This is a genomic window from Pedobacter paludisoli (assembly GCF_052344095.1).
GTDB lineage: Bacteria > Bacteroidota > Bacteroidia > Sphingobacteriales > Sphingobacteriaceae > Pedobacter.
In genome coordinates this window covers 3,829,890-3,854,099 of the sequence record NZ_CP179926.1, presented here as the reverse complement: position 1 = coordinate 3,854,099, position 24,210 = coordinate 3,829,890, and the positions used below count along the sequence as shown (strand labels likewise).

Genomic DNA, 24,210 nt, shown 5'->3' with positions numbered 1-24,210 from the left:
TTCTTCGGTAGAAAGATAAGCAGATTGACTGCTGAATAGTTTTTTTATCCAAGACATAAAACTTCGTATTGCAAATGGTTTTTAATAAGCAAAATGCCGTCAAGACATTATCCTGAAAGCAGTTGATTATAAGTATTGCGGGATGGTTGGATGGACGTTTATAAGATATCTGTTGCAGATGCATATCTTTAAACGGGGATGTTTGCTCAATTCTTAAAAATTAAGCAACTTAATAAAGAATGGAGAAATGAAAAAGAACTAATAGTCCCTCCATACCCATTACTTTCTGGAAGATACTAATTTTGAACAGTGTAAAAAAATAATTACTAATTTTTTCTTTTTCCAGCGAACAAGATTATCTATGAAAATTAGTTTGAAATAAAGAATTTTGTTTTCGCTCGAAGCAATTTTCCAAAATGCATTGGATAATTGAGCAAATAGCAGGATTTATAAATGAGATAAACAGCCAAATTACTAAATACTCAGCGTTTCGCAAGCCTTTTCAGCGGCTAATTTTTCGGCATTCTTCTTATTGTAATCTCTTCCAGTACCTACGTTTTCACCTTCCACTACAGCGCTTATCGTAAAAAGTTTGGCGCTTTCACCTTCTCCATTTTCAACCAATTCAAACATAATGTCTTTTCCGTGGCGTTGGCACCACTCAATCAATTTACTTTTGAAATTTGTTTCGGTTAATTCGAGTGTGTGAATATCGATATGAGGTTTTACAATTCTGCGCAATAAGAAATCTTTGGTAAAATTGTATCCTTTATCTAAATAAATGGCACCAATTATGGCTTCAAAAGCATCACCAAGCATAGAATTATGCTTGGTTTGAATGCTTACAGATCGTTGATCGAATTGAATCAATTTATCGAATCCCATTTTTCTGGCTAGTTGGTTTAAATTTGCCCGATTTACAATCTTCGATCGCATTTCGGTTAAAAAACCTTCTTCCTTGTATGGGTAATGTTTAAAAAGTAATTCGGCAATTACCGAACCTAATACAGCGTCTCCTAAAAACTCCAATCGTTCATTGCTACTTCGGCTGCCATTTTTAAGGATTTTTGCGACCGAACGATGTCTAAACGCCATTTTATATAGCGCAACATTGCCTGGCACAAAGCCCAAAATATTTTTCAGCTTTTTTACAAACTCCTTTTCGGGAGAGATATAAAGTTTATATAATTTTAATATCGGCATTAAGTTAATAACACAATTAAAGGCTAACTAGCATACTTAACTAAGTTATCTATTTTTAACAAGCATACCAAAATTATATCGAACCGCTGTTCAAATTAATCTTCATACTTTTTGAAAATCACAGAAGCATTGTGACCTCCGAAACCGAATGTATTACTCAAAGCAGCATTAACGGTACGTTTTTGCGCTTTATTAAATGTAAAATTCAATTTAGGATCAAAGCCTGGATCATCCGTAAAGTGATTAATTGTTGGAGGAACAATGTCGTTTTTCACCGCAAGAATTGATGCTATCGCTTCTACTGCACCTGCTGCACCTAAAAGGTGGCCGGTCATCGACTTTGTAGAACTAATGTTCAGGTCGTATGCGGCATCACCAAATACATTTCCAATTGCTTTTACCTCGCTAATATCGCCCAACGGTGTTGAAGTACCGTGAACGTTGATATAATCAATATCAGCAGGCTGTAAACCAGCATCTTTTAACGCATTGGTCATTACCATCGTAGCCCCTAAACCTTCTGGATGTGGAGCAGTAATGTGATTTGCATCCGCACTCATACCTCCACCCACAAGTTCTGCATAAATTTTTGCACCTCTTGCTTTGGCGTGTTCAAGTTCTTCGAGAATAATAGTTCCCGCACCTTCACCTGCAACAAAACCATCACGATCTTTATCAAAAGGGCGCGATGCAGTTTGCGGATCATCGTTACGTGTTGATAATGCATGCATGGCGTTAAAGCCACCCATTCCAGCTTCATTAATGATGGCTTCAGAACCTCCGCTGATGATTACATCGGCCATACCCAAACGGATATAGTTAAATGCATCTATCATGGCGTTGGTAGAAGAGGCGCATGCAGAAACTGTTGCAAAATTTGGCCCACGTAAGCCATATTTAATTGATATATGCCCTGGAGCAATATCAATAATCATTTTAGGAATAAAGAATGGGTTATACCGTGGCGTACCATCCCCATTGGCGAAATTACTAATCTCGTCTAAAAAAGTTTTCAATCCACCGATGCCTGCACCCCAAATAACGCCGATACGGTTGGTGTCTAATTTCGTAAAATCAAAACCACCATCCTTCACAGCCTCATCAGTTGCTACAAGAGCATACTGTACAAACGGATCTAGCTTACGCGCTTCTTTCTTCTCCAAAAAATCTTCTGGATTAAAATTTTTCACCTCGCAAGCGAATTTTGTTTTAAACTTTTCAGTGTCAAAACTCTTAATAGGAGCAGCGCCACTCACCCCGTTAGTCAATCCTTCCCAAAACTCAGGAACATTATTGCCTATAGGAGTGAGCGCACCCAGCCCTGTTACTACTACTCTTTTTAATCCCATTTATACTAAAAAAGCGTGTTTGTTACTTTACGTTTTTTTCCAAATAAGCAATTGCTTGACCTACTGTACCAATGGTTTCAGCTTGATCATCAGGAATAGCTACATTAAATTCTTTTTCAAATTCCATAATTAACTCTACAGTATCTAAAGAATCTGCACCCAAATCGTTGGTGAATGAAGCCTCTGGCGTAACTTCGCTTTCGTCAACACCTAGTTTTTCTACGATAATAGCCTTAACTCTTGAAGCAATATCAGACATAATTTTATAATTTAATGGTTAAATAATTCTGTGCAAAGAAAAATAAATTCTTACAATTTTCAAATGTTTTTATTTCGATCGCATATTTTGCCACCTAAATAACAGAGCGAATATAGAATTAGTTTTTTAATTTTGCCCTGTAAATAATTTATTTTGCTTTGAATAAAACCTACCTAAAATTAACGTTAGACCTTGATTTTATACTAATTGCAATAACGGCGCCCCTAAAAGACTACGTTTTTTGTCATAAAATCAATACGCGTTTAGGACTGCATTTTGAGAAGATAGATGACCATGAAATTTTTTTCAATATTGATGAACCAGCATGGTATTTTTCGAAATATTACTTCTTTGTAGAGCAAGGCGAGGTAGAATATTACCTATTAAGCAACCGTAGTAGCGATGGATTACTGGTTCCCGAAATGAGTAATGTTGACTATTTTATCATCATTCGAGAATTTATAGACAGTGAAGACCTAAATTACCTTCTTCAAGAACTCAATAAACTATCTGATATACAGGTGGCTGCAAAAATAGATCCCAGCAAATTAAAGAGCAAAGAAAATTTGGTAATATAAATTTTGTATACTTGGTGTATTAAATACACTATATTTGTTCGCAACAAACAAGAACAAATAACAAAATATACTATATAAAATTGAATGCCATTTGCTAATTTTATTCTGAATTAGCGTATAAATCGCATTGCTTAAATCAAATAATTAAATGAAACCTTTTCATTCGAGAACCAAAATTGTTGCCACTTTAGGCCCTGCATCTGCTAAACCAGATGTGTTATTCAGTATGTTTAATGCCGGCTTAGATGTATGCCGTTTAAACTTTTCACACGGATCACAAGCAGATCATCAAGCAGTTTTAGATACGATTCGCGATTTAAATAAAAAACACGATTATAACGTAGGAATATTAGCCGATTTACAAGGCCCAAAAATCCGTATTGGTTTAGTAAAAGAAGGAGGAATTAACCTAATTAACGGCAAAACCACCATTATCACAACCAACGAGTGCATTGGTAACGAAGAGCGTATTTATATTACGTATCAAAATTTCCCACAAGATGTTAAAGAAGGCGAAATCATTTTATTAGATGATGGGAAACTTCAAATGAAAGTTTTATCTACCAATTTAAAAGATGAAGTAGTTTGCGAAATCGTTCATGGTGGTATTTTAACCTCAAGAAAAGGCGTTAACCTTCCAAATACAAAAGTTTCAATTCCTTCTTTAACGCCTGAAGACCGCGAAAATTTAGAGTTTGTACTTCAAAATGATGTTGAATGGATTGGTTTATCATTTGTGCGTAAAGCCGAAGATATCATCGAACTAAAAAAAATAATTGCTGAGCGCGGTAAAACAGCTCGTGTAATTGCGAAAATTGAAAAACCTGAAGCAATTGCAAACATTGATGAAATTATTGAAGTAACAGATGGTATCATGGTTGCCCGTGGCGATTTGGGTGTTGAGTGTCCGATGGAAGAAGTTCCGTTACTACAAAAAATGATTGTTAAAAAATGTAGAGAGGCTTCTAAACCGGTAATTATTGCTACCCAAATGCTTGAAAGCATGATTACTACTCCTCGTCCAACGCGTGCAGAGGTTAACGACGTAGCGAATTCTGTTTTAGATGGTGCTGATGCGGTAATGTTAAGCGGTGAAACATCGGTTGGAGAATTTCCATTAATCGTTATTGAAACGATGCAAAAAATTATCCAAAACATTGAGGAGAACAATTATCCATTCAATCCGGATAAATTCCTAAAACCAAAATCAAAATTATTCTTAAGCGATGCCATTTGCGATTCAGCTTGCTTCTTAGCCAAGCAAACCAAAGCAATGGGTATTGTTTCGATGACTTCAAGCGGGTACACTGCCTTCGAAATTTCTAGTCACCGCCCTGAAGCTTTAACTTTTATTTTTACAGGTAACCGCTCATTGTTAAATACCTTAAGCTTACTTTGGGGTGTTAGAGGCTTTTACTACGATAAATTTGAAAGTACCGACAACAGTATTATTGATGTTAACGAAATTCTAAAAAGCAAGAAATTAGTAAAAGCAGGCGATATTGTGATTAATACCGCAGCAGTGCCAATTGAAGCAAAAGGCAAAACAAACATGTTAAAAATTACAGTAATTGATTAATCAATCATAAACGTTTTTTCAAAAAAAGCTCGGAAAGATACTTATTCCGAGCTTTTTTTGTACTTATTCCAACAGGATTCGTTCTTTTCTAAAACCCCTCCCACCTCCCTAAAAAACAGCAAAATACAAACATCGATACGTACAACGCCCTTGTTCATGATTGCTAGAATTAATTTTATTTTTTAACTTGACGGCCTTTCTAAAAATAGGATCCAAAAAAGAAAACCTAATTTTTAGAACTCTTAACCAACTTATTATGAATAAATACTTATTAACCTTTACAGCCTGTTGCTTATCATTATTGAGCCAAGCACAACAGGAGAAGACAATCACGGAAGCTGACTACCGACGTGCGGAAGGCTTTTTGATGAATAATACCCTAAAATATTTAGACCATTTCTCGATACTTCCTGATTGGTTGGATAACGATTGTTTTTGGTATAAAACCAGAGTAAATAACCAAAAGCAAGTGTATATCGTGGATCCAATAAAGAAAACCCAAACACTTACTACTAAATATGGCAACGATGATAACGAGATTCCTACGAGAAGACGAGATCCTTCGGAAGTTGTATCGCCGGATGGCAAAAAGTCAATAATTATTAAGGATTATAACTTGTATGTAAAAGATATTCAATCCAACAAATTGACTCAATTAACCACTGATGGAGTTAAAGATTACGGTTACGGTACAGATAATGCTGGCTGGAAGCATAGTATTGCTCCAATTTTAAGATGGTCGCCAGATTCGAAAAAGATTTTCACCTTTCAACAGGATGAGCGCAAGGTGAGCAACATGTATTTAGTAACCACCAATGTAGGAGCCCCGGAGCTTAAAGCATGGAAATATCCTTTGCCGGGCGACAAAGTTATTGCCACCATCCGCAGGGTAATTATCGACGTTGAAAACCCTAAAATTATTGCTTTAAACATTGATCCAGATCCACACAGAGCTTCCTTAAGCGATGATATTTCGAGCAGTGGAACCTTAGATGATGTTGATTGGAAAGCCGATGGAACGGAAGTTGCTTTTGTTTCTACTTCGAGAGATCATAAGCAAGAAAAGTTTCGTATTGCAGATGCGCGCACAGGCCAAGTGCGTGAAGTTTTCGAAGAAACAGTTAAAACACAATTTCAATCGGGACAAGGAGCTATTAACTGGCGATATTTGCCAAACACAAAAGAAATTCTTTGGTTTTCGGAACGTGATAACTGGGGGCATTTGTATTTATATGATGCAACTACTGGTAAGGTAAAAAACCAAATTACAAAAGGCAATTGGACGATTACTGAATTGGTTAAAGTTGATGAAAAAAAACGCGTTCTTTATTTCCTAGCGAATGGAAGAGAGCCTGGTAATCCGTATTTTACGTATTTATATAAAATTGATTTCAATGGTAAAAACTTGGTTTTACTAAGCCCAGATAAAGGCGATCATCAAATTACTTTTTCTCCTTCGGAAAACTATTTCCTTGATACTTACTCGCAACCCGATGTTCCTAAAGTAAGCGCCTATCGCAGCATAGATGGCAAATTAATTACAGTGCTTCAAAAAATGAGTGTTAGCAGATTGGAAGCCACTGGTTGGAAAGCGCCTACTCCTGTTTCGGTAAAGGCTGGCGACGGAAAAACCGATATTTATGGTTTGGTTTTTACGCCAACAAAAATGGATCCAACGAAGAAATATCCGGTTATCGATTACATTTACCCAGGTCCACAGGGCGGAAGTGTAGGCAGTTGGTCGTTTTCAGCTGCAAGAGGCGACAATCAAGCCTTGGCTGAGCTTGGTTTCATTGTGGTGGTAATAGAAGGCACCAGTAATCCGATGCGTTCAAAAAGCTTTCAGGACATGAGTTATGGTAACATGGCTATCAATACTTTGCCTGATCAAATTGCAGCCATCAAACAGCTCTCTACTAAATTCCCGATGGACACCACAAAAGTAGGAATTTGGGGTCACTCGGGTGGTGGTTTTGCTACCGCTGCAGCCATGTTCCGTTATCCAGATTTCTTTAAAGTAGGCATTTCAGAATCGGGCAACCACGATAACAGAAATTATGAGGATGATTGGGGCGAACGCTACAATGGCCTAGTTGAAAATTCAGATTATGAAGCACAGGCAAACCAAAACTATGCAAAAAATTTAAAAGGGAAATTAATGTTGGTACACGGAATGATGGACGATAACGTTCCTCCGTACAACACCTTATTGGTAGCCGAAGCGTTGGAAAAGGCTAACAAATCGTTCGATTTGGTGATTTTCCCAAATAGCAGACACGGATACGGTACCCACTCTCCTTATATGATGCGTCGTCGTTGGGATTATTTTGTTCAGCATTTGTTAGGAGCAACGCCTCCGAAAGACTATCAAATGGGTACTTTACGCTAAAAAACCGCATACATCATTTAAAAGCAGCTTCGGCTGCTTTTTTTGTTTATTCTTTAGGCGAATGAGGCTTGTTGCAGCAACCCTTCAACCTAAACCCGACCTAAATGTAAAACCCGCAGGGAGGTACGACCGAGGATTTGCAATGGAGGGCGGGACGTGCATTAACAAATGTACAGCACTTGATTTTCTACATAAGCAACGCAATATTTACATGGTTTATACTCATTTCGTTTTATGATGCTTAATTTAGCAGGCAGTTTCAATAAATATTACGTGAAGAAAAAAACGATTTCCCTCATTGCTTTGTGTGGAATGGCTTTTATGGCCAATGCACAACAAAAACCATATCTAGACTTATTGGCGAATCAACCAAAGTGGGTTGATTCTGTTTTTAAAAAATTGAGCCGCAGAGACCGCATTGCTCAGCTATTTTTTGTGCGTGCCCACACCAATTTAGGGCCAAAATATATCGACTCGGTTGGCAAGGTTATTAAAAAAGAGCAATTGGGTGGCGTGGTATTTTTTCAGGGCGGCCCAGGCATGCAAGCAGCTGTAACCAATGCATATCAAAAAGTTAGTAAAATACCCCTTCTTATTTCGAATGATGGAGAATGGGGTTTAGGAATGCGCTTGGACAGTACAATTTCGTATCCGTACCAAATGACACTGGGAGCGATTCAAAACAACAATCTTTTGTACAAAATGGGTTTAGAAGTGGCAAAGGATTTTAAGCGTTTGGGGATGCAAATGAATTTAGCTCCGGTAACGGATGTAAATAACAACCCCAAAAATCCGGTTATTAACTATCGCTCTTTTGGAGAGAATAAATACAATGTGGCCAACAAAGTAGGCGCCTACATGAAAGGCTTGCAAGAAGGTGGCTTAATTACTACGTTGAAACATTTTCCGGGACATGGGGATACCGACGTGGATTCTCATTACGACTTGCCGCAGCTAAATTTTAGTGCTGCGCGTTTAGACAGCTTGGAGATGTATCCGTTTAAAGTGCTCATTAAGCAAGGAGCCTCTGGAATTATGGTCGCACACATGAATATTCCATCGTTGGATAATACGCCTAATTTACCTTCTACCCTATCTAAACCAATTATTACGGGCATTCTAAAACAAAAATTAGGTTTTAAAGGCTTGATTATGACTGATGCGATGGATATGAAAGGTGTTGTTAAGTATTTTAAGGGCGGACAAGCTGATTTGATGGCCATTGTTGCCGGAAACGATATTTTAGAGCTTTCAGAAAACAGTGAGCGAGCAATTACTTTAGTTCGTAAGGCCGTTAGGCATCAAGAATTGGATATGAAAGTGATTGATGAGAGTGTTCGCAAAATTTTAACCGCAAAGTATTGGACAGGAGTTTATAGGAAAGAGATGATTGATCCTAAAAACATTGTTACCGACTTAAACAGACCTGCTAGCAATGCATTAATTCAAGAGCTAGCCAACGCGTCGGTTACGTTATTGCGCGGCAAGGACTATATTAAAAACCTTATCCCAATAAGAAGAACGGCTATTATTAGCATTGGTGTACCAAGTGTTACCGCTTTCCAAAAGGAAGTATCGAAAGGTTTCTATAATTCGGTTTATTATGTTTTGGATAAAGATGCTACGGCGCAGCAAATTTCGAATATAGCGCGCGAAGCCGCTGCGTTTTCGCAAATAATTGTTAGCATTCATGATACCCGGTCACGTCCGGGCAACAACATACCGCTTAACAACGGGGTGAAAAGTTTTATTAAAGAACTAAGCACTAAAAACGCAGTGTTTGCGCTGTTTGCAAATCCGTATAATTTAGCTAACCTGCCGGGATTAGAAAATAGCAAAGGTTTACTTGTTGGCTACCAAAAAGAAGATTACATGCAAATTGCAGGAGCAGCAGTTATAAATAGCCGACTAAACCCTACTGGTAAATTACCCGTAAGTGTGGCTCCTTCGTTCAAGTTTGGTGATGGCCTTTAAATAAAAAAGGGAGAAGGTTTTGCGACCTTCTCCCTTTTTTGTCATTGATATTTTTCTATTTCACTTTTGCTGGTTGCGGATGAACGGCGGCATAATTCCAATTTTTTAAGAAAGCGGTGATTTTTTTAACGTCGTGTCCTACTTTCTTTTTACCATTTGCACCTATTTCATCGGTTTCTAAATACGCTGAATTTTCAATGTGCAATACGTGTCCTTTCCCATCTAAAATTAAAAATACCGGGAAGCCAAAACGTTGTGGATACCCTAAATCGGCCAGAACAGCTTCATTTTTATTTTCTGGGCTATAGTTTACCAATACGGTTTCGTAGTTATCTGTAAATATCTTTTTTAAACTGGCAGTTGTATCTACAAGATTATGAAAGGCAATACACCAAGTACACCAATTCCCGCCTACTTGTACAAACACATGCTTATTTTCTTTTGATGCTTTTGCTACTGCTACAGCAATATCTGCCTTAGCATTTGCCTGTGGATTATAAATATGAACGCCCTGTTTTTTTTCTTGACTGAAACTAGCCGTTGTAACTAAAACAGCAGCTAATAGGATGATTATTTTTTTCATTTTACTAAAAAGATTTAAGCAAATATAAAAAAGACTACAAATTCAATAGATTATTAGCAAATTCTTTACAGAGCAACTACATTTGTAATGGAATTATGTTTTTAGACATCCATACTCATCAAGCCATACCACATGCAGATACGTTATGTATTCGAAGCATTTCTGCTGGGCATGATTCTATAGCGTTTAACACTGAAGAATTTGTTTCAATAGGATTACACCCATGGTATAGCAGCCTGAACGATTTACCTAAACACTTGGCTATTTTAGAAAGTGAAGCGGATAAAAGCCATGTTAAACTCATTGGTGAATGCGGTTTAGACAAACTGAAAGGCGATTCGTTACCTCAGCAAATACAAATTTTAGAGCGTCAAATTGCCTTGGCCGAGCGTTTACAAAAGCCTCTCATACTTCATTGCGTAAAAGCTTTTGCCGAATTAATAGCCATTAAAGACCGCTTAAACGTAAAGGTACCGATGATTATTCATGGTTTCGATAAACATGAAGCTTTAGGCAAACAATTGCTGCAAAAAGGTTTTTTCTTATCGTTTGGAGTCGCTATTCTAAAGGAAAATTCAGGTGCTGCGAAACTCGTTTCAACATTAGACAATTTTTTTCTGGAAACAGACGATGCTCAAATTTCTATTAAAGAAATTTATACTCAAGTGGCAATTTTAAAAAAATGTTCGGTAGATGAGTTGAAAGCATGTATTTTTGCCAACTGGAAAAAAATAAATCTGATTTAATTAACAAAGGCGAACCCAAAAAGCTTCGAACGAAAGCACAGGTTTGTCAAAAATAAAAGTATATGTCTGATGTTAGTTGGCTTTCGCGTTCTGCGTTATTGGTTGGTGACGATGGAATTGAAAAACTGCAAAACAAACATGTTTTAGTAGTTGGATTGGGCGGTGTTGGTTCATTTGCCGCTGAATTTATTTGTCGCTCAGGCATTGGTGAAATGACCATTGTTGATGGCGATGTGGTAGATCCAAGTAACAGGAACAGACAATTACCTGCTTTGGCAACAAATCACGGTGTGAGCAAGGCCGAAATTATGCGCGAACGTTTGCTAGCCATTAATCCCGAGCTGAAATTACACGTGGTAAACAGCTTTCTTACTCCTGATAAATGCGTAGAGATTTTTGAAACGCCATACGATTATGCTATGGACTGTATAGACAGTGTAATGCCAAAAATGACCTTGCTTTCAACTGCCTTAAAAAAAGATATACCCATTGTAAGTTCGATGGGCGCCGGAGGTAAAGTAGATCCGACCAAATTACGCATTACTTACCTGCCCGAAACCTATCAATGCGTATTTGCGAGCTATATACGCAAACGACTAAACAAAGTAGAAGCTTTAAAACATGTAAAGGCGGTTTTTTCGATCGAAGAAGTAAAAAAAGAGTCGCTTATTTTAACCGACGGAAGCAATTTTAAGCGTTCGGCCTATGGAACCATTTCATATTTGCCGGCCGCCTTTGGCGGAGCTTGTGCTTCAATCGTGATCCGCGATTTACTGAACATTCCATATGAAATGGAAAAACGCCCTTCGCGCATCAAAAAGAAGAAAAAGAAAAAATAAAGGTTGTTTCAATAAAAAAAACGTTGAAAGTGCTAAAGTTTCCACCCTCATTAGGAAGTAGGCTTTAGTGCTTTTTTATGCCTTTTTCCATACAATGTGGATATCCTTATTTCGAGAAGATTTTAAAATAATGTAAGTTTAAAAATCGAAATTAAAACCCCACATGCCCAAACCTGTAAAAATACTTCAAGCTTCTGCTGGTTCTGGTAAAACCTTCAGTTTAACGACTCATTACCTGACTCTTCTTTTCAGCAGCGAGACAAAATATCGTGAAATTTTGGCCGTAACCTTTACAAATAAGGCAACTGAAGAAATGAAAACACGGATTTTAGAAGTCTTAATTGGTTTGGCAAAAGGTAACACCTCAAAAAAAATTGACGATTATCGAAAATTAATTTTAGCAGCCTACCCAAATTTAACACCTGAAGAATTAAAACAAAAAGCCGATAAAATTTACCGTAAAATTTTACATGATTATAGTCGTTTTTCGGTAAGCACCATTGATGGTTTTGTTCAAAAAGTAATTCGCGGCTTTGCTTTCGAGCTCAATCTAAATGCAGATTATACCTTAGAAATGAATATCGACAAAGTCAAAAACGACCTCGTTGATAAACTGGATGAAAGCTTAAACGATAAACCTCAATTACTGCAATGGATTATTGATTTAGCCCTTGAACGCATAAACAACAATAAAAGCTGGGATTATAAAAGTGAGTTATTTCAATTAACCTCCGAAATATTTTCTGAACGCTTTCAAATTTTTGGACAGGCCGTAGCCGAAATTGGCGAAGAAAATCTAGATTCGTTATTTGCCCAATATATCCAAAACACTAAAACGGAAATAAAAAATTTTGAAGATGAAATTATTCGCTTGGTAAAGGATACGCAAGAAGTAATGGATGTATATGGCGTAGAAACCGACCAATTAAAAGGAAAATCAAGGTCGCCATTAAACAAATTAAAAATTATCTCGAAAGACGATATCACAAAAATAGAAGATGTATTTAAACTGGTTGACGAACCGGAAGAATGGTTTCAAAAAAATGTATCAGGCGCTGAAATCTATGAAAGCATCAACCCTATTTTAAAGGCAATTCAACATCACTATGAGCAGTTTTCGCCTCGCTATCAGCTTGCAGTAGCTTTTAACAAAAATTTATACTACCTCCGTTTGATGCAAGAAATTGCCAACTTATTAAAGGAATATCGTGTTGAAAACGGCAATCTGTTAATTAGCGATGCGCAAAAATTAATTACCGGAATTACGGATGATGCCGGAGAAAACCCTTCCTTCATTTGGGAAAAAGTAGGCAATCGGTATAGAAATTTTCTTTTTGATGAATTTCAAGACACTTCAACCAGCCAATGGTCAAGCTTTAAATCACTTTTAACCAATGCCATTGCCACCCCTAGTGAGGATTTAATTGACCACCTAATAGTGGGCGACACCAAGCAGGCCATCTATCGCTGGCGTAATGGCGATTGGAATATCTTACATCAAAAAGCACGTGAGGATGTTGGCGAGCACAATGTTTTAGATGATAGTTTGGCCGAAAATTACCGGAGTACTGAAAACATTATCGTGTTTAACAACTTCTTATATCAATCTATTCCGCGAGCGCTGCAAACGGAATTAAATAAAAATGTAAGCCAAATAGGTGGAAATATTTTATCCTGGTGGCAAAGCAAGCGATACGACGAGATTATTCCAAGTATTTATGCGGGCGCAAGCCAGAATTTAGCAGCCACTACCAAAAAAGGTGGCACCATTAAAATAAAACGATTTGGGGCCGATGACACTCCAGAAGAAAATAGATTTACAGAAACAGCTTTTCGTGAAATTGCCTTACAAGAAGTAATTGAAGAAATTCATCGATTGCGAAACGAACAGCAATATGCGCTAAAAGATATAGCCATACTCGTTCGTTCGAATACTGAAGCTGCCTTGGTTGTAGAACGATTAATGGAAGAAAATTTACCTGTTTTATCGGGGGATGCTTTGTTAATTTCTAAAAATTCGGCCATTCAGTTAATTATTAATACCCTTAAAGTTTTGGTCGGTGTTGATTTACAATCGGCATTGTATAAAGCCAATTGTATCTCACTTTACCACAAGCTACAAAAAAAAGTAACCGCAGCCAGCGATTTTACTCATCTCAGCAGCACTACACTCAGTAATTTAAGCGCTGTATTACCTCCAGATCTTTGCCTGCAATGGCAAAGTTGGTTGCAATTGCCCCTTGCCGAATTAATTGAAAATTTAATTGATGCCTATGGCTTAAAAGAACAAATTCAGCATTTACCTTATTTATTGGCCTTTAGAGATTTAACAGCCAATGCTACCCGAATGGGCGAGAAAGGAATTATTGCTTTTTTATCCTGGTGGGATGAAGATGGAATTAAAAAATCATTACCCTCGCCAGAAAGTGCCGATGCCGTACAGATCATTACCATCCATAAATCCAAAGGCTTGGCTTTTGCTGCGGTTTTCATTCCTTTCTGTAACTGGGAAATTAAAGGAAAACCAGGTAGCAATTTTTGGGTATCAACGGAAAACACATTATACCAAGCCCTCAAAAGTATTCCACTTCGATACGATGAAAAATTAGCCAAATCGGTCGTTGCCGAAGCTTATTATGAAGAGCTACTCTACAACAATATCGACGCGCTAAACATGCTGTACGTGGCTACCACTCGCTCAAAAAATTATCTGTACATCGCCACCATGGCTAAAAAAGAATTTAAACTCAGCAACATGGGTGATGTATTGAACTTTGCATTAGACACGCAATTTGACGAAAATGGTCTCTATGAAATAATAGATTTTACACCAGAGAACAGCAAGCCGAAAGAAGAAAACGTTTTCCAATTAGCATCGTATCCAACCACCACGCGTTTATCAGAATTGTATGTCCCTACAGAAGATAAACACTTACTGCATTTGCTAAACATGCAAAAATCGGCGCGCGATGGCTCCATTTTACACGATATTTTAGCTAATGCCACTACCGAACAACAAGCAAAGGACTACATCGCCAATTTGGTTTTGCAAGGTGTGCTAAAACTTGACGAACAGCAAAGCTTTTATGATTCGGCTGTAAAAACCTTAAACCATCCCGAATTGAAAGCAATTTTAGAAAGCCCAAGTAAAAACATCATCGAAAAAACCATTATTGATGAAAACGGGAAACCTTATAGGCCAGACCGGGTGGTAATGCTTAACGAAGAGGTTATCATTCTCGATTATAAATTTACTTTTGAAGAAAGTGTTCAGCACGATAAGCAACTTAACACCTACAAAAGCCTTTTTGCCGAAATGGGCTACCAAAACATTAAAACCTATCTTTTTTACGCTGAAACAGGCAAATTGAAATTAGTATAACATGACTGCGCAGATTACCCCTTTTTTACAAGAAGTAGCGGAAGATTTAATTGCCAAATTTGGCAACGACTTAGAGCATTGCGCCATCGTTTTTAACAACAAACGACCTGCTTCCTATTTGCAAAAACACCTGTCGAACAGCATAAAAAAACCATTTTTTTGCCCTCAAATTTTTACCATACAAGATTTTTTTGCCGAAGCCAGTACCTTTAAAATAGCTGATTTTTACCTGCAATTTTTCACACTCCACCAATTATACAATCAACTGCTCAAAGAAGAAAAACTAGAGCCCATTAGTAGCCATAAATTTTTTCCTTTAGCTAAAATCATATTATCCGATTTCAGTCAAATTGATGCCGATTTAGTAAATGCCGAAAAACTTTACCGCGATTTAGAAGACATTTCTGTCATTAACAAAGACTTCGATTACTTAAGTCCCGAGCAATATCAATTTGTATCCCAATTTTGGAATTCCTATTCAGAAGGAAAGCATAAAAAGCAACAAGAGCTTTTCATTAAAATGTGGCGTAGAATGCCAAAGCTTTACCATAAATTTCATGCTTCTTTACAACAACAAGGTTATTTAACCAATGGCTCAGTATATCGCTATTTAGCCGACAACCTGCATAAGCATACTGCGTTTTTAGCTGATTTTGAAAAAGGAAAAATCATTTTTGTTGGGTTTAATGCTTTAAGTCGTGCCGAAGCAAAATTATTTACCCAACTACAGGAAACTGGTAAAGCCTTGTTTTATTTTGACACCGATAGCTATTACTTAAATGACCCCTTACAAGAAGCAGGATTATTCCTGCGGAAAAACATGCAGCAATTTGCGTTAAAAAATGTTTTAGAACAACGAGACAGCCTATTCAAAACAGCCGAGCATCACGTTCAGGTGTACAAAGCGCAGGGACAATCGGCGCAAGCTAAGATTTTAAACACCATTCTCGAAAGCCAGTATCAACAAAACGAGAGCATTGGAAAAACCGTTGTTGTATTGGCCGATGAAAGTTTGTTAATCCCAACTTTGCAAACCATTCCAACGCATTACAACCAACAAAAAATAGATTTAAACGTTACCATTGGTTTTGCCTTATCCAGCTCCAGTATTTTTGGTCTGGCCGATTTATGGTTCAATAGTCAGTTAGAACTTTTACATCACAGTAAAGTTTCGCATAAAAATGTAGAAGCATTTTTAACCCACCCGCTCAGTGGATTAACTCAAAAAATGCGTGATAAAATTCAGCTAGCGCTTTTAAAAGAAAATCAAACTGAAATTGAATACGACCGCTTAATTCGCCAAGGCGGATTGTTCCAAGTATTTTACCAAAAGATAGAATCCTCGGAAAAAGTAGTATCTAACTTATCGGAAATGCTCAATTTTGTACTCAGTCGATTATCCAACGCACAAGTACTGAAAAAAATTGATGCGGAGCTTTTTGTAAAAACCTTGCAAGAACTCAACCGCTTAGAAGACACTTTAAACCCGCAAATAAATCAAGAAGAAATTCCCTTTATCATTTCACTTGTTCAGAAATCATTACAAAGTATTTCCGTACCTCTTTCCGGCGACCCGCTAAACGGCATACAAGTAATGGGACTTTTAGAAACTCGTAACCTCAATTTCGACAACGTAGTCATTTTAGGTTTCAACGAAGGAATTATTCCAAAATCTTCCATTGGTAGCAGCTTCATCCCCGACAGTATTCGGAGGGTTTACGGCTTACCAGTGCTCGAAAATTTAGATGCCATCTCTTCGTATATGGTGTATCGCCTAATCCAACGAGCAAAAAACATAAGCCTGGTTTACAATAGCTTAAGCGATGAATCGACTAGCGGCGAAGTAAGTAGAATTTTAAAACAATTGGAATACGAAAGTAATTTTAACTTTAGCTATCACGAATTGGAATTGGAAATAAAAACTGAAAGTGCCGAAAACGTCGAAATTGAAAAGCTAGGTAATGATTTTATCCAAAATAAGCTGCAAGCATACCTTCGTAAAACCAAAGCGTTATCGCCATCTGCCATCACGATGTATATTTCCAATCCAATCGACTTTTTCTTTCGCTACATTGTAGAAATTAAAGAACCCGAGGAAATAAGCACCGTAATAGAAGCTAACCAAATTGGCTCCATTTTACACAAGGTGATGGAATATTTTTACGCCGATTTACGCAACGAAGAAATTACCAGCAACCGCATACAAGCGCAACAAAAAAATGTGCCTGTTTTTATTCGAAAGGCCTTCAGCGAAATCATGTACAACCATTCAAAATTAGATATGGAATACAAAGGCATGCAGAAAGTAATTTTATCTATCGTGCAGGCCTATGTCGATATTATTTTGCAAAAAGACTTGGAACAAACTCCATTTAAAATAATCAGTTTGGAGCAAAAAATAGAAAGCGAGATCGATTTTGAATTAAACGGCAAACAAGAAAGTATAAAAATATTTGGCTACATCGACCGCGTGGATGAAAAAAATGGCGTTACCAAAATTGTTGATTATAAAACCGGCTCGGATAAATTAGCCTTTAAAGATGTAGATGAACTCTTCAATAGCGATGGAAAACACATCAACAAAGCCTTGATACAAACCTTACTTTATACCTATGCCTACGAACAATTTTCGGGTAAAACCGCGGTTGAACCCAACTTATACATTGTAAAAACCATGAACGATAAAAAATTGGGCGGAGTATGGTTTAAATCGGGCAAGCAAGTACTCACAGGCGATTATTTAGAAGAAATAAAGCCGCAATTTTTAGTCAATTTACAACAAAAATTAGCAGAACTATTTGGTCCAACACCTTTTAAAGCAAGCGCCATTCCCGATAATTACAAATACTCTATTTACAAAACCTTATTCGGGAAGTAACTATTTTTTGGCTAAAGCCAGATTCTTTAATAATTTGACTGTTGGCTGAAGCCAACTGCGATGAATATAGGGAAGGCTTTTAATTTTTGGCGTCAAATCTAATTGCGAACAATGCATTTTATTATCACCGTCAAATCCAGTTATTAGCATGGCTTTTAATTTTTGGCGTCAAATCTAATTGCGAACAATGTATTTAATTATCGTCGTCAAATCCAGTTATTAGCATGGCTTTTAATTTTTGGCGTCAAATCTAATTGCGAACAATGTATTTAATTATCGTCGTCAAATCCAATTATTAGCATGGCTTTTAATTTTTGGCGTCAAATCTAATTGCGAACAATGTATTTAATTATCGTCGTCAAATCCAATTATTAGCATGGCTTTTAATTTTTGGCGTCAAATCTAATTGCGAACAATGTATTTAATTATCGTCGTCAAATCCAATTATTAGCATGGCTTTTAATTTTTGGCGTCAAATCTAATTGCGAACAATGTATTTAATTATCGTCGTCAAATCCAATTATTAGCATGGCTTTTAATTTTTGGCGTCAAATCTAATTGCGAACAATGTATTTAATTATCGTCGTCAAATCCAATTATTAGCATGGCTTTTAATTTTTGACGTCGGCTTTAGCCGACGATAAAAATAAATCAGTATATTCGGCTTTAGCCAAATTATAAACTATGTCGTATGTAAGAATTTGGGTACACTTGGTGTTCTCAACAAAAAATCGGCATCCCTATTTAACAAAAAACATCCGTTATCAGCTTCAAAATCATATCATCGAAAACTGTAAAAAGAAATCTATTTACTTAAAAGCGGTGAACGGCTATACCGAACACTTGCATTGTTTAATATCTTTAGGAAGGGAGCAAAGCATCAGCAAAGTTGCTCAACTAATAAAGGGTGAATCGGCTTATTGGATAAATAAGAACAAACTGGTTGATGGAACTTTTATGTGGCAAGACGATTATTTTGCAAACTCGGTAAGTGAATCAAAAGTAGAAATTGTGACCAATTACATCAAAAATCAAGAGACTCATCATTCAAAAAAAACATTTATTCAAGAGGTAGAAGAATACGCCAATAAATTTAAATTTGAGATACCAAAAGAATAATCATGCTTAAACTAAATTTCGCTCAATTTCCAGTATTAGAAACCGAACGATTGCTCCTTCGAGAACATACTTTACAAGATGCTGAAGCCCTTTTTGCATTGCGCACCAATCCGGAAGTAATGCAATACATAGATAGAGAGCGCCCGAATGATATATTTGACATCAAGCAATTTATTACCCGTTTCAACGAAGGTTTCCGGGAATCTGAAAATTTAGCCTGGGTAATGTCGCTCAAAGAAGAACCACAAAAAATGATTGGTTCCATTGGCTTTTGGCGATTAGATTTGGCAAATTACCGTGCAGAAGTTGGTTACCAACTCCATCCCGATTACTGGAGAAAAGGATACATCTCGGAAGCCTTAAAAGCAACCATTCAATTTGGTTTCGAAAGCATGAAATTGCACAGCATCCAAGCCAACATAAATCCAAACAACGATGCATCGCGACACGTTTTGCTCAAACACCATTTTATTAAAGAAGCCTATTTAAAAGAAAGCTATTATTTTAACGGACAGTTTTTAGATACTGAAATTTACGGATTGTTAAACCCAAATAATTAACACCATGTTCAATTACGCCATACCTATCCTAGCCTCACTAAATGCCGACGAAACCATTAAATTTTACACCAAAAAGCTCGGTTTCACATTCCAAAACAATTGGGATGGCTATTTAATATTCGAAAAAGATGGGCTATACATTCATCTTTGGCCAACGAACGACGAAACAGTTCCTAAAAATACGGGCTGTTATGTAAATGTAACGGAGGTTGATAAACTTTACGCCGAATATAAAGCTCAAAATGTTATCCATCCAAACGGCGAACTAAAAGATATGCCTTGGGAAATGCGCCAATTTTCAATTTTAGATAACAACGGAAACATCATTCATTTTGGAGAAAATTTAGATGAAGCATAACAAAGGCAGAAAACACGGCACTAAACCCTATAATTGTGCATCTTATGTAAAAACTCCGTTAAGTCGGTGCTTAATTATACAGTAATTTCGATTAAAATCTCTCAATCATTTTAATCAAAGCCAATAATAATTATATTTGCGCTCGTTAGTTAAAAATACAATGAGAGAAATCCAATTTAGAGAAGCACTTCGCGAAGCCATGAGCGAAGAAATGCGTAAAGATGACCGCGTTTTTTTATTAGGTGAAGAAGTAGCAGAATATAATGGAGCGTATAAAGTAAGTCAAGGCATGCTTGATGAATTTGGCGCTAAAAGAATTATCGACACCCCAATTGCCGAGTTAGGCTTTGCCGGTATCGCTACAGGTGCAGCAACCGCTGGCTTAATTCCAATTGTAGAGTTCATGACCTTTAACTTCTCATTAGTAGCCATCGACCAAATCATCAATGGTGCTGCTAAAATTTTATCTATGAGCGGTGGTCAGTTCTCATGCCCAATGGTTTTCCGTGGCCCAACAGGTAACGCAGGCCAATTAGGTGCACAACACTCTCAAAACTTCGAAAACTGGTATGCAAACACACCAGGATTAAAAGTAGTAGTGCCTTCAACTCCTTACGAAGCAAAAGGTTTGTTAAAACAATCAATCATTGATCCAGATCCAGTAATTTTCATGGAATCGGAAGTAATGTATGGCGATAAAGGCGATGTACCTGCTGAAGAATATTACATTGAGCTAGGCAAAGCTAACGTTACCAAACAAGGTACTGATGTAACCATCGTAACTTTCGGTAAAATGTTAACCCGCGTAGTAAACCCAGCCGTAGAAGAATTAACAAAAGAAGGAATTAATGTGGAAGTAATCGATTTACGTACTGTACGTCCAATCGATTATGCAACCATCATTGAATCTGTTAAGAAAACAAACCGCTTAGTAGTGGTAGAAGAAGCATGGCCATTGGCATCTATTTCAAGTGAAATTGCCTTCATGGTACAAAAACAAGCATTCGATTACTTAGATGCACCTGTTTTACGTATTACATGTGCCGATGTACCACTTCCATATTCACCAACCTTAATCGCTGCCAGCTTACCAAATGCTGAAAAAGTAATTAAAGCTGTAAAAGAAGTAATGTACGCAACGAAATAAGACGTTCATATTTTCAAACATATAAATCCTCTGAGCACAAGCTTGGAGGATTTTTTTTTATAAACCTCATAGGTTTTAAAAACTTATGAGGTTTTTACCTAACCCTAAATATCGGACGATAATTTTTATCTTCGCTCTAACAAAAATTAGCATTTTATGTCTGGAAATTACGTAGCTGAGCAAACATTCAACAAAGAAGATTTTACTTTAAGAGCATTACCAAAAGCCGAATACGAAAACTGTAAATTTATAAACTGTAACTTCGCCAATTCCGATTTAAGCAGTGTAAAATTCCTTGATTGTGTATTTACTTCATGTAACTTGAGTTTGGCAAACTTGACCAAAACCTCCTTCAACGACGTTAGTTTTAGAGATTGCAAAATGCTTGGAATCCGTTTCGAAACCTGCAACGATTTCGGTTTGGCTTTCCATTTTGATACCTGCAAATTAGACCATTCGTCCTTTTATAAGCTAAAACTCAAAAAAACCATTTTCACAAACACCCAATTACATGAAGTTGATTTTTCAGCCTGCGATATGGCAAATGCTGTTTTCGACCACTGCGATTTACTCAGCGCCACCTTTGATCGAACAATTTTAGAAAAAGTAGATTTCAGCACTGCCTACAACTACTCCATAGATCCAGATACCAATCGAATAAAAAAAGCAAAATTTTCAAAATCAGGCTTGGCGGGTCTTTTGCACAAATACGACATCCAAGTAGTTGATTAATTTGTTAGTACAGTGCCTATAGAAAAGCCTACTCTATAAACCTCATAGGTTTTAAAACCTATGAGGTTTATAGCCCAGTTCCTAAGCAAACTCCTGCTTTTCCAAAAATAATTATCAAGAATTTCTCGTAAAGATGTTCAAAACTTCATTTTAAAAATCGTTTATTCTTATAAAAGCTCATTAAATTTGCCTCCCCAATAAAACGAAAATAAACGCGATGCTAGCACACCATAAAATAATTGCAGCGGAACTGAACGTTGCCGAAAAACAAGTTACAGCCACCATCAACCTATTAGATGAAGGCGCAACCGTACCCTTTATATCGCGGTACCGAAAAGAAGTAACCGGAAGTTTAGACGAAGTTCAAGTGGCAGCTATTCGTGATCGTGTGCAACAATTGCGCGATTTAGATAAACGCCGTGAAGCCATCTTAAAATCGATGACCGAACTCGGAAAACTAACACCAGAGCTTGAACTAAAAATTAACGAAGCACAAACCATTGCGCTTTTAGAAGATATTTACCTGCCTTACAAACCGAAACGTAAAACGCGTGCTTCGGTAGCCAAAGAAAAAGGATTGGAGCCCCTGGCATTGAACATCTTTGAGCAGAACAAATTTGATTTAGATGCCTTAGCAGAAACTTTTATCGATGCCGAAAAAGGCGTGAACTCATTAGAAGAGGCCTTGGCGGGGGCTCGCGACATTATTGCCGAAATGATTTCGGAAAATGCCGAAGCGAGAACCAAAATGCGTGAGTACTTTCAAGAAAAAGCCACATTTAAAGCCGAAGTAATCAAAGGGAAAGAAGAGGAAGGCATCAAATACAAAGATTACTTTGACTGGAGCGAACCCGTAAAAACGGCTGCCTCGCACCGTGTATTGGCCATGCGCCGTGGCGAAAAAGAACTCATTTTACGCTTAGATGCATTACCTGAATCCGAAGGTGCAATTGAACTACTAGAACGTCAATTTATTTTAGGCAACAATGCCGCATCAAAACAAGTACAACAAGCACTTGAAGACGGCTATAAGCGTTTGCTTGAACCAGCCATGGAAACCGAGCTTCGTGTAAGCAGCAAACAAAAAGCTGATGAAGAAGCCATTCGCGTATTCGCAGAAAATGCACGCCAGTTGTTATTGGCCGCCCCAATGGGACAAAAAAATGTGTTAGCCATCGACCCAGGTTTCCGTACCGGCTGTAAAGTAGTTTGCTTGGATAAACAGGGGCAATTATTAGAAAATACAGCCATCTATCCACACACAGGACAAGGAAACGTAAAAAATGCAGAATACGAAATAGAACAACTTTGCAAAAAACACGACATAGAAGCCATTGCTATTGGCAACGGAACCGCCGGAAGAGAAACGGAAACGTTTGTTCGTAAACTGAATATCCCTGGCGTAACCATTGTGATGGTAAATGAAAGTGGTGCATCGATTTATTCAGCATCAGAAGTGGCTCGAGAAGAATTTCCAACTCACGATGTAACCGTTCGTGGTGCCGTTTCTATTGGTCGCCGTTTAATGGATCCATTGGCCGAGCTAGTAAAAATTGACCCGAAATCTATTGGCGTTGGACAATACCAACACGATGTAGACCAAACTAAATTGCAGGCAAGCTTAGATGACACGGTAATTAGCGCTGTGAATGCCGTTGGGGTAGAATTGAACACTGCCTCTAAACAAATTTTAGCGTATGTTTCAGGTTTAGGTCCTTCTTTGGCACAAAACATTGTTGATTACAGAAACACGCATGGTGCTTTTAAAAACCGTGAAAGCTTGAAAAAAGTTCCACGTTTGGGCGATAAAGCATATGAACAAGCAGCAGGTTTCTTGCGTATCCGTAATGCCGAAAATGTGCTAGATACCAGCGGAGTTCACCCTGAACGTTACGCCCTGGTTGATAAAATGGCGCAAGATTTGGGTACAACGGTTGCCGCTTTAATGAAAGATACAGACTTGCAAAAACAAATTAAACCCCAACAATATGTTACCGACGAGATTGGTTTACCAACCTTAAACGATATTTTAAAAGAATTAGCAAAACCGGGTCGCGATCCACGTGAACAGTTTGAAGCATTCAGCTTCACCGATGGCGTAAACGAAATTTCTGACTTACGCGCAGGCATGAAATTATCTGGTATTGTAACCAACATTACCAATTTTGGTGCTTTTGTGGATATTGGCGTTCACCAAGACGGTTTGGTACATACCAGTCAATTGGCTAATCGTTTTGTAGCAAATCCGAATGATGTTGTAAAAGTGCATCAAAAAGTAGAAGTTACCGTAGTAGAAGTAGATGTTGCCCGTAAACGGATTTCATTATCGATGAAAACGGAAGAAAGCAATAAGCCGAAAGACCAAATCAGAAAGAACAGAGATGAAAGACCTAAACAAGATTTCAAATCGAATAACTCAAAACAAAACTTCAAACCGCGTAACGAGCCAAAAGATGCCGACGGCGATTTGCAAGAAAAATTAGCCAAACTTAAAGGAATGTTTAAATAAGAAATTAGAACCTTAGCCAATTTTGG

The 24,210-nt window shown here is 37.4% G+C and carries 18 protein-coding genes; 14 read left to right on the top strand and 4 right to left on the bottom strand.

The window, feature by feature from the left end; genetic code table 11:
* Positions 1-474 precede the first annotated feature (474 nt).
* From rnc to ACJVDK_RS15825, 3 genes are all read right to left on the bottom strand, one after another.
* A complete protein-coding gene (gene rnc, locus ACJVDK_RS15835) occupies positions 475-1,203 on the bottom strand; it encodes a ribonuclease III (protein ID WP_443937637.1) in 729 nt (242 codons plus the stop codon).
* Positions 1,204-1,298: 95 nt separating this feature from the next.
* Positions 1,299-2,552, bottom strand: coding sequence for a beta-ketoacyl-ACP synthase II (fabF, locus tag ACJVDK_RS15830; RefSeq protein WP_443937636.1), 1,254 nt, complete (start codon positions 2,550-2,552; stop codon positions 1,299-1,301).
* A gap of 22 nt (positions 2,553-2,574) precedes the next feature.
* Positions 2,575-2,811: an acyl carrier protein gene (locus ACJVDK_RS15825; protein WP_008508386.1), complete on the bottom strand. Its 237-nt coding sequence runs from the start codon at positions 2,809-2,811 to the stop codon at positions 2,575-2,577.
* A 158-nt stretch (positions 2,812-2,969) separates the two neighbouring features.
* Here ACJVDK_RS15825 and ACJVDK_RS15820 point away from each other — a divergent pair, with 158 nt between their 5' ends.
* From ACJVDK_RS15820 to ACJVDK_RS15805, 4 genes are all read left to right on the top strand, one after another.
* Positions 2,970-3,389: an IPExxxVDY family protein gene (locus ACJVDK_RS15820; protein WP_443937635.1), complete on the top strand. Its 420-nt coding sequence runs from the start codon at positions 2,970-2,972 to the stop codon at positions 3,387-3,389.
* A 148-nt stretch (positions 3,390-3,537) separates the two neighbouring features.
* The gene (gene pyk, locus ACJVDK_RS15815; protein WP_443937634.1) at positions 3,538-4,968 is read left to right on the top strand and encodes a pyruvate kinase; all 1,431 of its coding nucleotides are present in this window, start codon (positions 3,538-3,540) and stop codon (positions 4,966-4,968) included.
* 256 nt (positions 4,969-5,224) lie between these two features.
* Positions 5,225-7,357: a DPP IV N-terminal domain-containing protein gene (locus ACJVDK_RS15810; protein ID WP_443937633.1), complete on the top strand. Its 2,133-nt coding sequence runs from the start codon at positions 5,225-5,227 to the stop codon at positions 7,355-7,357.
* A 234-nt stretch (positions 7,358-7,591) separates the two neighbouring features.
* Positions 7,592-9,331 (top strand): glycoside hydrolase family 3 protein, encoded by a 1,740-nt coding sequence (locus ACJVDK_RS15805; protein WP_443937632.1) that lies wholly within the window; start codon positions 7,592-7,594, stop codon positions 9,329-9,331.
* A 55-nt stretch (positions 9,332-9,386) separates the two neighbouring features.
* Here the strand turns inward: ACJVDK_RS15805 and ACJVDK_RS15800 are convergent, their stop codons facing one another.
* Positions 9,387-9,914: a thioredoxin family protein gene (locus ACJVDK_RS15800; RefSeq protein WP_443937631.1), complete on the bottom strand. Its 528-nt coding sequence runs from the start codon at positions 9,912-9,914 to the stop codon at positions 9,387-9,389.
* 95 nt (positions 9,915-10,009) lie between these two features.
* On the opposite strand from ACJVDK_RS15800, the gene ACJVDK_RS15795 reads away from it, so the two are divergent.
* The 10 genes from ACJVDK_RS15795 (at position 10,010) to ACJVDK_RS15750 (ending at position 24,184) form a co-directional block, all read left to right on the top strand.
* On the top strand, positions 10,010-10,660 hold the full coding sequence (locus ACJVDK_RS15795) for a TatD family hydrolase (protein WP_443937630.1): 651 nt from the start codon (positions 10,010-10,012) through the stop codon (positions 10,658-10,660).
* 62 nt (positions 10,661-10,722) lie between these two features.
* Positions 10,723-11,499: a tRNA threonylcarbamoyladenosine dehydratase gene (locus ACJVDK_RS15790; protein WP_443937629.1), complete on the top strand. Its 777-nt coding sequence runs from the start codon at positions 10,723-10,725 to the stop codon at positions 11,497-11,499.
* 163 nt (positions 11,500-11,662) lie between these two features.
* On the top strand, positions 11,663-14,881 hold the full coding sequence (locus ACJVDK_RS15785; RefSeq protein ID WP_443937628.1) for a UvrD-helicase domain-containing protein: 3,219 nt from the start codon (positions 11,663-11,665) through the stop codon (positions 14,879-14,881).
* A 1-nt stretch (position 14,882) separates the two neighbouring features.
* Positions 14,883-17,759: a PD-(D/E)XK nuclease family protein gene (locus ACJVDK_RS15780; protein WP_443937627.1), complete on the top strand. Its 2,877-nt coding sequence runs from the start codon at positions 14,883-14,885 to the stop codon at positions 17,757-17,759.
* Between the two features lie 684 nt (positions 17,760-18,443).
* Positions 18,444-18,878 (top strand): IS200/IS605 family transposase, encoded by a 435-nt coding sequence (tnpA, locus tag ACJVDK_RS15775; RefSeq protein ID WP_443937626.1) that lies wholly within the window; start codon positions 18,444-18,446, stop codon positions 18,876-18,878.
* Positions 18,879-18,880: 2 nt separating this feature from the next.
* A complete protein-coding gene (locus tag ACJVDK_RS15770; protein ID WP_443937625.1) occupies positions 18,881-19,438 on the top strand; it encodes a GNAT family N-acetyltransferase in 558 nt (185 codons plus the stop codon).
* 4 nt (positions 19,439-19,442) lie between these two features.
* A complete protein-coding gene (locus ACJVDK_RS15765) occupies positions 19,443-19,796 on the top strand; it encodes a bleomycin resistance protein (RefSeq protein WP_443937624.1) in 354 nt (117 codons plus the stop codon).
* A gap of 160 nt (positions 19,797-19,956) precedes the next feature.
* Positions 19,957-20,943, top strand: a complete 987-nt coding sequence (locus tag ACJVDK_RS15760; RefSeq protein WP_443937623.1) for a pyruvate dehydrogenase complex E1 component subunit beta — start codon at positions 19,957-19,959, stop codon at positions 20,941-20,943.
* A gap of 156 nt (positions 20,944-21,099) precedes the next feature.
* Entirely contained in the window at positions 21,100-21,675 is a 576-nt protein-coding gene (locus ACJVDK_RS15755) for a pentapeptide repeat-containing protein (RefSeq protein ID WP_443937622.1), read from the top strand.
* Between the two features lie 217 nt (positions 21,676-21,892).
* Entirely contained in the window at positions 21,893-24,184 is a 2,292-nt protein-coding gene (locus ACJVDK_RS15750; protein WP_443937621.1) for a Tex family protein, read from the top strand.
* Positions 24,185-24,210 lie beyond the last annotated feature (26 nt).